This window comes from Salmonella sp. 32070601201500089SM (genome assembly GCF_017573605.1).
GTDB lineage: Bacteria > Pseudomonadota > Gammaproteobacteria > Enterobacterales > Enterobacteriaceae > Salmonella > Salmonella enterica.
Genome location: NZ_JAGETK010000003.1, coordinates 122,340 through 135,353 on the forward strand (window position 1 = coordinate 122,340; position 13,014 = coordinate 135,353).

Consider the following 13,014-nt stretch of genomic DNA (forward strand, 5'->3'; position numbering starts at 1 on the left):
GTGGTTTTCGGGATACCGCTCGGCCAAATGAAAGAGGGCAGTGTGTTAATTCCGCCAGAATAGCGTTGGCGGAAAATATCGTCTTACGACCTTGTTATTGTTATGCCAATAATCATTATACCAGGCGACACGCATCCGCTTCCCAGCGATATCCCACCCCGTAGACCGCGCGTATAAATGACTGTTCGGCATCCAGCGATTCCAGTTTACGGCGCAGGTTTTTAATGTGGCTGTCGATAGTACGATCGGTCACCACACGGTAGTCGTCGTAGAGGTGGTTTAACAACTGCTCGCGGGAAAAAACTTTACCCGGTTCAAGCGATAAGGTTTTTAGCAGACGGAATTCAGCGGGGGTTAAATCCAGCGCTTTACCACACCAGGAGGCCTGAAAGCGGCTTTCATCAATCATTAACGGGCTTTCGGCATCCTGCTGCTGGAGTTCGCGCTGCGGTTTACAGCGGCGCAAAATGGTTTTCACGCGGGCCACGACTTCGCGCGGGCTGTAAGGCTTACAGATATAATCATCGGCGCCGATTTCCAGCCCAAGCAGCCGGTCGATCTCTTCGATTTTGGCCGTGACCATCACAATGGGGATGTCGGAAAAACGGCGAATCTCCCGGCATAGCGTCAGACCATCGGTACCCGGCAGCATCAGATCCAGCAGGATTAGATCCGGCGGCGTTTGACGCACATACGGCAGTACCTTGTCGCCATGATTGATGAGCGTGGGGGCGTAACTCGCCGCGCGTAAGTAGTCAATAAGCAGCTGACCCAGCTTGGGTTCATCTTCAACAATCAAAATGCGTGGCGTGTTTTCATCAATGGGTAATTCAGTCATACTTCTCTCTGTAAATCGCGATCCAGCGGTAACTCTACTGTAATGCTAACCCCGCCAAAAGGCGAATGAGCGGCGTGAAGATGACCGTTATGCGCGTGTACAATATTGACGCATATCGCCAGCCCCAGTCCAGAACCGCCGCTGGCGCGGTTACGGGACACTTCCGTGCGGTAAAAACGGTCAAAAAGCTTTTGTAACTGCTCATCGCTGACGCCCGGTGCAGAATCGGCAAAGGTCAGGAATAATGATTTGTCGCGTTGTTCGGCGGAAATATGCAGGCCGCCGCCGCTGTCGGTGTAGCGCAGACTGTTTTCCAGTAGATTATTAAACAGTTGCATCAGGCGATCCGGGTCGCCGAAGACGGTCATGCTATCCGGCAACGCGTAATGTAGCGTTAGCCCCCGGCTGGTAAAGCGCTCTCTGAACGCGCCGCCAGCGACTTCCAACAGGGGAACAAGATCGACGGTCGTTTTTTGATAAGCCAGCGCGCCCTCGTCAGACAACGACAGCTGATGCAGGTCGTCAACCAGTTTGGTAAGCGTACCGACTTCCGCCTGTAGCGAGGTAACCGATTCTGGCGTGAACTGGCGAACGCCATCCTGAATGGCTTCCAGTTCGCCGCGCAATACCGCCAGCGGCGTGCGCAGTTCGTGGGAAATATCCGCCATAAAGTCGCGGCGCATCTGCTGGTTTTTTTCCAGCGTGCTGGCAAGCTGGTTAAAATCCTGCGCCAGTTTTCCCAGCTCATCGGCGCTGGTTGGGGTCACGCGCGTGGTAAAATCCCCCGCCGCCAGTCTGTGCGTACCCTCGACCAACCGTTTGACCGGGGCGAGCAGGCCACGCGCCAGCAAAAATGTCGCCAGCGCGGCCAGCAACGTTGATAACGCCACGATCATCCAGCTGGCGCGCCGCTGCTGCATATCAAAATTAATATCCGTATTGCGCGTCAGCCGCTCGACAGGAGAGGCGATAACCGCGCCGACTTCGGCGCCATTGACCAGAATGGGCCGACGAGTACCGTCATGCGGCACCGGACCGCGTGGGCCGACCAGCACCCGGCCATTTTGATCGACGACCCAGAATTGGGTGCGCCAACCGTGCGGCGGCATACCGGGGCCGGGTTTATCGCGGTCGTTGTCATGCTCAAATGAACGCAAAATCTGGAAAACGAAGCGATCGTTGTTGCGTAAAAAACGCCAGTTGCCGTGTTGCTGGTACTGGTCGCCCAGCGCATCGCCCAGCATTTGTAGCCGCTGCTCGTTGCCGTGTTTGATATAGTCAATAAATCCGCGTTCAAAACTGACGCGCACGGCCCAATGCATACTGATCAGCAGCACGATGCAGGTGGCGAAGATCGCCAGAAACAGCTTGCCGGTGATTCCGGGCCGCCAGACTTTCATTACAGGCTCCTTTTACGCCGTGAAATGACCATGTTTTGCTGTGTATCGTTCGGCACGCGGGCAAAAATTATCGCCGGTAGCGCGATAATAACCGCCATACATAACCAGGTGTACATAAAGACGTGATGTGTGGCGCTACTGTCTATCCCGATATGCTGTTGGCCAAACATACCCAGCAGCATTCCGGCAATAGTGACGCCGATACTCATCGAGAGCTGCATAATCATCGATAATAAGCTATTGCCGCTGCTGGCCAGCGTATCGGGAAGGTCTTTTAGCGTTAAGGTGTTCATGGAAGAAAAGCGCGCCGAGTTCACCATTCCCTGCAAAAGCAGTACCAGCGGCAGGAGATAATACCAGCCGAGCAGCGCGACCGACATAAACAACAGGCTAACCAATGCCAGTCCGAGCGTAGTCGCCACCAGAACCCGACGATAGCCAAAACGGTTAACTATCTGCACTACAATCCGCTTCATTCCCATGCTGCCCAGCACCATGGGGATCATCATCAAACCGGCATGAAACGGTGAAAAACCAAGACCAATTTGCAAAAAGACCGGCGTCATAAACGGCAGCATACCGCTGCCGATACGCCCGGCAAAACTGCCCAGCACCCCCAGTGAAAACGTGGGCGTGCGGAACAATCGCAGGCTGAATAACGCGCCTGAGTTTTTTTTGGCATGGAGGAGATAGAGCAGAATGGCTGCCGCGCCGCCCGCAGCAAGTCCGGCTAATGTCCAGGGCGAGATCCCCATGCTTTTACTACCGTCCAGCGCCAGCGTGAGTACCGCCATGCCGATAGCTAACAGCAGGAACCCCGGCAGATCAAAGCGCCGGGTCTCTATGGTGTAGTTTGGCATCAGCATAAAGGTTGCCATAGCGCCGACGATTCCCACCGGGATATTGATCAGAAAGATCCAGTGCCATGAAGCATATTCCACCAGCACCCCGCCCAGCGCGGGGCCGAGTAACGGCCCGATCTGTCCCGGTAGGGTGACGAAGGTCATTGCCGCCATATATTGCGCGCGCGGCACGATTTTCATGACCGTCAGACGTCCGACCGGCACCATCATCGCGCCGCCTACGCCTTGTAAAACCCGCGCTAATACCAGTTGATTAAGCGTGCCGGAGAGGGCGCAAAACAGCGAACCCAGCGTGAACAGCACAATGGCGGCAAAGAAAATATTACGCACGCCGATTTTGTCTGCCAGCCAGCCGCTGGCGGGGAGCATCACGGCGACGGTGAGAACATATGACACCACTACCATGTGCATATGCAGCGGGCTTTCCCCCAGGCTTTTCGCCATGGAGGGCAGCGCAGTGTTGACGATGGTGGTATCCAGTGACTGCATAAAAAAGCCGAATGCCACAATCCAGAGTTGCCAGCGGGTGTTGTCAGGAAGTTCTGTCATATCTCTACTACCGGTTTGCTATTTTTACGCGAAAAACGTAGCCGCAGACGATCGAAAAAGAGGTACACCACCGGCGTGGTATAGAGCGTCAGGAGCTGGCTCATGACCAAACCGCCGACAATGGTTATCCCCAACGGCTGCCGTAATTCCGAACCGTCTCCGCCAGATAACACCAATGGCAGTGCGCCGAACAGCGCCGCCAGCGTGGTCATCATTATTGGACGGAAGCGTAACAAGCAGGCCTGGAAAATGGCTTGTTCCGGCGTCAGGCCGCCGCTTCGTTGCGCTTCAAGCGCAAAATCGACCATCATAATGGCGTTTTTCTTCACAATGCCAATTAATAGCATGATCCCTATCAGGGCGATTAGGCTGAAAGGGGCATTGAAGAGTTCCAGCGCCAGAAGCGCCCCAACGCCCGCCGATGGTAGAGTAGAGAGAATGGTCAGCGGATGGACGTAGCTTTCGTACAGTATCCCCAGCACAATGTAGACGGTAGCGATCGCCGCCACTATCAAAATAAGCTGTGAATTCATGGTCTGCTGGAAGACTTGCGCCGTTCCGGAAAAACTGCCGCGTACCGTCGAGGGGACGCCAAGCTGCGTCATGGTGCGATTAATGGCCTCTGTCGCCTGCGATAACGATGTGCCGGTCGGCAGGTTAAAGGCAATCGTGGACGCCGCGGAAAGTCCCTGATGGTTCACCGACAGCGGCGCATTGGCGGGCCGCCATTGGGCGAAATAAGAGAGGGGAATCGCTTTTCCGTCACGGTTGATAACGAACATTTTCTCCAGCGCGCTGATATCCTGGCTATAGCGCGGATCGACTTCCATCACCACTTTATACTGGTTCATCGGCTGATAAATGGTGGAAATTTGCCGCTGGCCGAAAGCATTATTTAACAGACTGTTTGCGGCCTGAACATCAATACCCAGCCGTGACATGGTGTCGCGGTCGTAGATAAGGTTCATCTCCGCGCCGTTATCCTGCTGGTCGGAGTTTACGTCCGCCAGTTGCGGCAGGGCCGAGAGCGCTTTGCGTATTTTCGGCTCCCATTCGCGCAGCGCCGCCAGAGAGTCAGACAGCAACGTATATTGGTAACTGGCGTTAGCCTGCCGCCCGCCGACGCGAATATCCTGTACCGCCATCAGAAACAGCCTGGCGCCAGGTTCTTTTGCCAGTTTGACCCGCAGTCGATCAATGATTTGCTGCGCCGTCTCTTTGCGTTCGCCACGCGGCTTCAGCGTAATAAACATCATGCCGCTATTCACCCTCGATCCGCCGGTAAAACCAGTGACATTATTCACCGCCGGATCGTCGCGAATAATTTTCATAAAATCCTGCAGCTTGCCGCGCATGGCCTGGAAAGAGATGCTTTGGTCAGCCTGAATACCGCCCATCAACACGCCGGTGTCCTGCTCCGGAAAGAATGTTTTAGGGATGGCGATATAAAGCCAGATGTTCAGCGCAACGGTGCCAAGAAAAACCACCCCGACAAGACGCGTATGGTTAAGCACCCATTTTAACGACGTGCCGTAACCCTGTTGCAAGGCGACCAGCAAACGGCCAACGCCCCGTTTACGCGGTTGGGTGCGCGGTTTGCTTGATTTAAGCATCCAGCCGCACATCATCGGCGTCAGTGTGAGCGAGACCACCAGCGAAATGCCAATCGCCACCGAGAGGGTAACGGCGAATTCCCGTAATAATCGTCCTGGCAGGCCGCCCATTAACAGCAGCGGCAGAAATACCGCCACCAGCGACAGACTCATGGAGATGACCGTAAACCCGACTTCCCGCGTACCCTGTAATGCCGCCTGCAAAGGTTTCATTCCCGCCTCCAGATGGCGGGCGATATTTTCCAGCACCACAATGGCATCATCAACGACAAATCCGGTCGCGATAGTCAGCGCCATCAGCGACAGATTGTTGAGGCTGAAGCCGCACAGATACATGGCGGCGAAGGTGCCGATGAGCGAAACGGGAACGGCGACGGCGGGAATTAGCGTGGCGCGCCCGGAGCGCAGGAATAAAAACACCACCAGGATCACCAGCGCAACAGAGATAGCCAGCGTCTCTTCTACCTCTTGCAGCGATGCGCGAATCGTCGGCGAACGATCCTGGGCGATTTGTAAATCGATAGCGGCGGGGATCATTGCCCGCAGTTCCGGCAGTTTTGCCCGGATGCCGTCGACCGTCTGAATAATGTTGGCCTCCGGCAGCTTGCGGATCATCAACAAAATAGCGGGTTTAGCGTTCGTCATCCCGGCGTTACGGACATCCTGCACCGAGTCGGTGACGCTGGCGACGTCGCCCAGGCGTACCGCCGCGCCGTTGTTATAGTGAATAATCAGCGGCTGATATTCGGCGGCGGTTTTCAGTTCGTCGTTGGTCTGGATTTGCCAGCGGTGGACGCTATCTTCAATTGCGCCTTGCGGTCGGCGTACGTTGGCGCTGTCGATCGCTTCGCGGACCTCATCCAGCGAGACGCCCTGGTTAAAGAGCGCCTGCGGGTTTAAGCCTACACGTACTGCGGGCAGGGAGCTGCCGCCGACGTCAACATCGCCGACGCCGTCAATTTGCGCGATGGTTTGCGCCAGTTGGGTAGAGGCGAAATCATACAGTTTGCCCTGTGACCAGCTCTCCGAGGTAAGCGTTAAAATCATAATCGGCGCGTCGGACGGGTTGGCCTTGCGATAAGTCGGGCGGCTGGGCATTCCGCCTGGCAACAAGCTTTGCGCGGCGTTAATGGCGGCCTGCACGTCGCGCGCCGCGCCGTTAATATCACGATCGAAATTAAATTCGAGAATAATGCGCGTACTACCGAGCGAGCTGCTGGAGGTCATTTCATTGACGCCTGCAATGCGTCCCAAAGAACGTTCCAACGGCGTCGCCACCGACGAAGCCATGGTTTCCGGCGAGGCGCCCGGTAGCGAGGCGCTAACCATAATCACCGGGAAATCGACCTGCGGCAGCGGGGCGACCGGCAGCAGACGAAAGCCCAGAATGCCGCACAGCGTAATGGCGGCGGCAATCAAAATGGTGGCGACCGGGCGGTAGATGAACAGGGCGAAAAAGCGCATCTACGCCTCCTCTTTATGGCGCGGAAAGCGACTTTTCACGTACAGCGACAGGCGGTCAAACAGGAGATAAATCACCGGAGTGGTAAACAGAGTTAATACCTGGCTGACCAGTAGGCCGCCCACCATCGCGATCCCCAACGGGCGACGTAATTCCGCGCCAACGCCGGTACTCAACATTAATGGCAATGCCCCGAGCAACGCCGCCAGCGTGGTCATCAGAATCGGTCGAAAACGCAGCAGACAGGCCTGGAAGATAGCGTCGCGCGGACTCATCCCCTGTTCGCGTTCAGCGGCGAGGGCGAAGTCAATCATCATGATGGCGTTTTTCTTCACGATGCCGATCAGCAAAATAATGCCGATAATGGCGATAATATCGAGCTCGCTACCAGCGATGATCAGCGCCAGCAGCGCGCCGACGCCCGCCGTCGGCAGCGTTGAGAGAATCGTGATCGGATGGATAAAACTCTCATACAGCACGCCGAGCACGATATACATCGCCACCACGGCGGCGACAATAAGCCAGACGGTGCTGCCCAGCGCCGCCTGGAAGGCGAGCGTACTGCCCTGAAACTGCGTTGTAATATCCGCTGGCAGGGCGAGCGTTTTTTCCGTATCGAGAATCGCCTGCACCGCATCGCCGAGCGAATAGCCCTCCGGCACGTTAAACGAAAATGTCGTAACCGGGAACTGATCTAAATGATTGATAGAGAGCGGAGCGAAGCGCTGCTCAATGCGGGCAATCGCGCTGAGCGGTACGGTGCCGCCGTCGCGGCTCGTCAGGCGAATCGTCTCCAGCGCCGCCAGGCCCGGCATGCTGGCGGTATTATGTTCCAGCACGACACGGTACTGGTTCGCCTGGGTATAAATCGTTGAAATCAGGCGTTGTCCGAACGCGTTGTAGAGCGCGTTATCCACATCCGCCATGCTGATACCCAGACGGCTGGCGCTGTCGCGGTCGACATTCACCCAGGCCGCTAATCCCCGATCTTGCCAGTCGCTGCTTACCTCAGAGAGCTGTGGCAACGACTGTAGCGCGTTCTGCAGTTTTGGCACCCAGTGGCTGAGCGCATCGAGCGTCGTGGCCTGCAGGGTAAACTGATACTGTGTGCGGCTGACCTGCGTGTCGATGGTTAAATCCTGCGTCGGCTGGAGATACAGCGCCACGCCGGGAATCGTCGCCACGGCGGTTTGCAGCCGGGAGATCACCTGCTGCACGCGGTCATCACGCGCATCCAGCGGCTTGAGGTTAATTTGCAGGCGCGCGCTATTCAGCGTGGGGTTAGCGCCGTCTACGCCAATAAAAGTCGTCAGGCTTTGCACCGCCGGGTCCTGTAATATCCGCTCCGCCACCTGGCGCTGACGTTGCGCCATACTGGCATACGATGACGATTGCGGCGCCTGCAGCGTCCCCTGGATAATGCCGTTATCCTGTACCGGAAAGAACCCTTTCGGAATGACTATCCACAGCATAACGCTGAGCAGGAGCGTGGCGAATGCCACGCTCAATGTAAGCCACGGATGGTTGAGCACTTTCGCTAATCCGCGCCCGTAGCTGGCGATCACGCGGTCAAACATCCGCTCGCAGGCGCGGGAAAAGCGGTTTTGTTTACGCAGAGACTGCTGGCTGAGCATACGCGCGCACATCATGGGCGTGAGCGTCAAAGAGACGACGGCGGAGATTAAAATCGCTACCGCCAACGTCACCGCAAATTCGCGGAACAGTCGACCAACAATATCGCCCATAAAGAGCAACGGGATCAGCACCGCAATCAGTGAAAAGGTGAGGGAAATAATGGTAAAGCCGATTTCGCCCGCGCCTTTGAGCGCCGCCGCCAGCGGTTTTTCTCCTTTTTCGATGTAGCGCGAGATGTTCTCGATCACCACAATCGCATCGTCCACCACGAAACCCGTGGCGATAGTGAGCGCCATCAGCGTCAGGTTATTAATGGAAAAATCTAAAAATACCATCACCGCAAAGGTGCCGATAAGCGACAGCGGTACGGCGACGCCGGGAATAATTGTGGCGGGAATATTACGTAAAAACAGATAGATAATCATGACGACCAGCGCGATCGCCAGCATCAGTTCAAACTGGGTATCGCGCACGGAAGCGCGAATATTGGTGGTGCGATCGGACAGGACCGTGACCTTCACCGATTTCGGCAGGCTTTCGGTAAGCTGGGGCAGCATCTGGCGAATGCTGTCCGCTGTCGCAATGATATTGGCGCCAGGCTGGCGTTGAACGTTCATCACGATAGCCGGCGCTTGATTCGCCCATGCGCCGAGCCAGCTATTTTCCGCCCCCTGTTCGACGGTGGCGACATCGCCCAACCGTACCGGCGCGCCGTTTTGATACGCGATGATAAGCCTGCGGTATTCGTCGGCAGACTGCATCTGATCGTTAGCAGAAAGCGTCACCGCCCGTTCGGGGCCATCCAGACTGCCTTTCGCCGAGTTGACGTTGGCGCCGGTAATTGCGGTACGGACCGTTTCGCTGGTCAGACCGAGCGCGGCGACAGCCTGAGCATTCAGTTTTACGCGTACTGCAGGGCGCTGCCCGCCGGCAAGCGTCACCAGTCCGACGCCGGAGACCTGCGAGATCTTCTGCGCCACGCGGGTTTCTACCATGTCCTCTACCTGAGTCATCGGCATCGCGTTTGAGGTGACGGCAAGCGTCATAATCGGCGGGTCCGCCGGATTGACTTTGCTATAAATCGGCGGATTCGGCAGGTCGGAAGGCAATAAATTGGTGGCTGCGTTAATCGCCGCCTGTACTTCCTGCTCGGCAACGTCCAGCGGCAGCGTCAACTGAAACTGTAGCGTTACCACCGACGCGCCGCCGGAGCTTTGCGACGACATCTGCTTCAGTCCTGACATCTGGCCGAACTGGCGCTCAAGCGGCGCGGTGACGGCGGAGGTCATGACATCCGGGCTGGCGCCAGGGTAGAGCGTAACAACCTGAATAGTGGGGTAGTCGACCTCCGGCAAAGCGGCGACGGGCAGGAAGCGATAGCCGATAATCCCGGCGAGTAAAATCGCCGCCATCAGCAGAGTGGTGGCCACGGGGCGCAGAATAAACAGACGCGAAGGGCCGCCCGTGCTGCCCGGAGGTAATACCTGCATCAGGCGCGCGCTCCTTTTTGACCTTCATGGCGGGAAGGGGATTTTTCATCCGCCACGGTGGTTTGCGGCTCAACGACCTCGACTTTTGCGCCTTCCGTCAGCCGATCAATACCATCGGTAACGACGCGATCGCCTGCCGACAAGCCAGCGCTGATCACCACGTTTCGGTTATCCTGAATACCGATTTTTACCCGCTTCTTGCTGACGTTATTTTCGTCGTTCAGCACCCACACAAAGTGGCCCTCATTGCCCATTTGCACCGCCGCGGCAGGCACCACAACGGCATTTTGTTCGGTATCGACCAGCATCCGGGCGTTCACAAATTGATTGGGGAACAGCGTATCGTCCTGATTGGTAAAGCGCGCTTTAATTTTGATCGTTCCCGTTGTGGGATCAATCTGGTTGTCCAGACTGAGCAACACACCTTCGCTCAATTTGTGCGAGTTAGTCCGATCCCAGGCTTCTACGACCAGCGTTTTCCCCGCTTTCTGCGCCTGAACCACGGTCGCGATATCGCTTTCCGGCAGAGTAAAAATGAGATCAATCGGGTGCGTTTGCGTAATGACGACAATACCTGCGGTATCGCTGCTGGAAATCTGGTTGCCGACATCCACCTGTTTCAGACCCACGCGTCCCGAGACCGGGGCCGTGATACGACTCCAGCCGAGCTGTAACTGCGCGCTGGCGACATTGGCTTCATCCGCTTTAATGGTTCCCTGGGTTTCGTTGACCAGCGCCTGTTGCGCATCCAGTTCCTGACGGGAAACCAGATTGGTTTTTGCCAGTTGCTGATAGCGCGCCAGATCACGACGCGCATTCGCCAGCGTAGCGTTATCTTTTGCCAACTGTCCCTGAGCCTGCGCCAGGGCGACCTTAAACTGGCTGGGATCGATTTGCGCCAGCAGATCGCCTGCGTTGACCTGCTGACCTTCCTGAAAGTGCAGGGCGATGAGTTGACCATCCACGCGGCTACGCACCGTAACGGTATTCGCGGCGGTCACGGTACCCAGCCCGCTCAGATAGCGCGGTACGGCCTGCGTGGTCGCGGTCGCGGCCTGTACCGGCGCCAGAGGGCCGTCGCGCATACCGCGGCGACCTGCGGCGGCGGTATGCGGCGCTTGCGCGGCGACGCCCGGCGCGGCGGTCGGGCTTTCGCTACGGCTATGCCAGAACCAGAATGCGGCGGCGGCCACTACAACCCCAATCGCGATTGCCCAGCGGAAAGTATTACTGCCTTTCATCGGTATAAGTTTCTCATCCTGAAACGTTTTGCGGAATGTTGCTCCCTCTATTGTAGTCAGCAGGGAAGGGAGAAAAATGGAGGAATTATGGAACACGGTCGGGATTATTCTGAATGGCGACCCGCTTTGCGAGGCGCTACGCAACTCTCATCGGTGAAAATCGTTAACGCGCCGGAGTGCGGTAAAGTGGCGGCACGGCAATGAAGGTAAGCCACCGATTTCAGCAGGACGCTGAAACGGGAAAGCCCCTCCCGAGGAAGGGGCCAAAATAAGGAAAGGGTTATGATGAAGGTAGTCATCATACTGGTGATACTCTTAGTGATTAGCCTACCAGCTTACTAAGACACCAGGGGGAGGAGGAATCCTCCCTTACCCTCACTCCTGACGTTAAGCCACATCAAGAATAATGTCAATCCATCAGCGCTGGGCTTGCGAGGCGCTTAGCGGAAAACGACCTCCGCCCAGCGCGCCAGTCCTGCGGTGACGGAGCCGAAATCATCGCCGCCAGCGACGGGTATGCCCGGTAACTGTTCGGAAAGCGCTTTTTTAATCAATGGCGAACGGGCGCTGCCGCCGGTCAGATAGATGACATCCGGTTTTTCCTGCGCGCTGTCCAGCGCCAGTTGCACCTGTTCCAGAATACGCGCCAGCGGTTGATCCAGCGCCGCTTCCAGTCCTTGCTGGCTGATAGCGACCGCCAGGTCGTCGCTGATAAATGGCAGCCTCGCCGTAACATCCGCCTGGCCGGAAAGGGCGATTTTGCTCTCTTCCGCGCAGCGTACCAGGCGGTAACTAAGCCGCTGACGCCAGACCTTGAGCAGCAACGCGACCTTGTCTGCTTCACGCGCGTTGCGAACCAAATCGTTCAACAGACGACCATTCGCGCTACTGTAAAAATCGCTTTGCGCCGGGACGTCGTTAATCGCCACGGCGTTCCACCACGGCAGCACCGGCAGGGCGATACCTTTTTCGGTTTCGCCGCCCATGCCCAGCAAAGGCATCAGATTTTTAAAGGCCAGCGCGATATCCAGATCGTTTCCGCCCACGCGGCAACCGCTGTGCCCCAACAGGCTGTTTTCACGATCGGCGCGCTGACGCCACTGCGGCCCCATCAGCAGCATGGAGCAGTCGGTGGTGCCGCCGCCAATATCCACGACCAGCACACGCTTCTCTTCCCGCAGCGTAGCCTCGTAGTCCAGGCCCGCCGCAACCGGTTCGTACTGGAATACCACCTCCTGAAAACCGGCGCGTTTTGCCGCCCGCTCCAGAATACCCTGCGCCTGGCGGTTCGCGTCATCGCCGCCCAGTCCCTGAAAGTTGATCGGGCGACCGATCACTGCCTGGGTAATGGCCTCCGGCAATTGGCTGTGCGCCGTATGACGAATATGTACCATCATGGCGCAGACTAAATCTTCAAACAGCGCGACCTGCTGCGGTTTCAGGCCGCTGGCGCCTAAAAAGGATTTCGGCGATTTGACAAACCAGACCTCCTGGGGATCGTCAATATAGTGCGCCAGCGACGCCAGACCAAACTGTACGCTTTGCGCGCCAACCTCAATATCTTCCTCGCGGTTGTAGCGTATCGCGCGGCGTAGCAGCGCCTGGGTTTCTTCGTCCGTTGCCGGCACATCATGATGGCGATACAGCCACTCGCTCACCGCTTCGCGCGTCGGCGCGCACAGCATAGACGGCAGTAATGCGCTGTTATTCTCCATTGTCAGCAACTGTGGATGCCCGTCGCGCATAATGGCGACCGAGCAGTTTGCCGTACCGTAATCAAATCCGATAAACACCTTAAAATCCCCATGCCAGTGAAGAAGGGGCGTGACTTTAGCGAAATGTCGTCGCGGCGACAACTGGAATATGAAAGCAAGGCGTTACGTGCGATTAGCGTTTATGCTGAAAGGTCAAATAAAGGAGAAA

Annotated in this window: 8 protein-coding genes; 1 reads left to right on the top strand and 7 read right to left on the bottom strand. The window is 56.8% G+C overall.

Features of this window, described 5'->3' with window-relative positions:
- Positions 1-115: 115 nt before the first annotated feature.
- From baeR to mdtA, 6 genes are read right to left on the bottom strand one after another with little or no spacing between them, the layout of a single operon-like run.
- A complete protein-coding gene (gene baeR / locus J4728_RS06390; protein WP_000137854.1) occupies positions 116-838 on the bottom strand; it encodes a two-component system response regulator BaeR in 723 nt (240 codons plus the stop codon).
- The gene (gene baeS / locus J4728_RS06395; protein WP_000870077.1) at positions 835-2,238 is read right to left on the bottom strand and encodes a two-component system sensor histidine kinase BaeS; all 1,404 of its coding nucleotides are present in this window, start codon (positions 2,236-2,238) and stop codon (positions 835-837) included. Before baeS ends, baeR begins: the two co-directional genes overlap by 4 nt.
- Positions 2,238-3,650 (bottom strand): MFS transporter, encoded by a 1,413-nt coding sequence (locus J4728_RS06400; protein WP_208211434.1) that lies wholly within the window; start codon positions 3,648-3,650, stop codon positions 2,238-2,240. The genes baeS and J4728_RS06400 overlap by 1 nt, the downstream gene beginning before the upstream one ends.
- On the bottom strand, positions 3,647-6,727 hold the full coding sequence (mdtC, locus tag J4728_RS06405) for a multidrug efflux RND transporter permease subunit MdtC (protein WP_001210077.1): 3,081 nt from the start codon (positions 6,725-6,727) through the stop codon (positions 3,647-3,649). Before mdtC ends, J4728_RS06400 begins: the two co-directional genes overlap by 4 nt.
- A complete protein-coding gene (gene mdtB, locus J4728_RS06410) occupies positions 6,728-9,850 on the bottom strand; it encodes a multidrug efflux RND transporter permease subunit MdtB (protein WP_208211436.1) in 3,123 nt (1,040 codons plus the stop codon).
- Positions 9,850-11,091, bottom strand: a complete 1,242-nt coding sequence (gene mdtA / locus J4728_RS06415; protein ID WP_080219235.1) for a multidrug efflux RND transporter subunit MdtA — start codon at positions 11,089-11,091, stop codon at positions 9,850-9,852. Before mdtA ends, mdtB begins: the two co-directional genes overlap by 1 nt.
- Positions 11,092-11,373: 282 nt before the next feature.
- Between mdtA and J4728_RS06420 the strand changes: the two genes are divergently transcribed.
- Entirely contained in the window at positions 11,374-11,433 is a 60-nt protein-coding gene (locus J4728_RS06420) for a type I toxin-antitoxin system Ibs family toxin (RefSeq protein WP_105887528.1), read from the top strand.
- Positions 11,434-11,531: 98 nt separating this feature from the next.
- Here J4728_RS06420 and yegD read toward each other — a convergent pair whose 3' ends face one another.
- On the bottom strand, positions 11,532-12,884 hold the full coding sequence (yegD, locus tag J4728_RS06425; protein WP_000469628.1) for a molecular chaperone: 1,353 nt from the start codon (positions 12,882-12,884) through the stop codon (positions 11,532-11,534).
- Between the last annotated feature and the right edge of the window lie 130 nt (positions 12,885-13,014).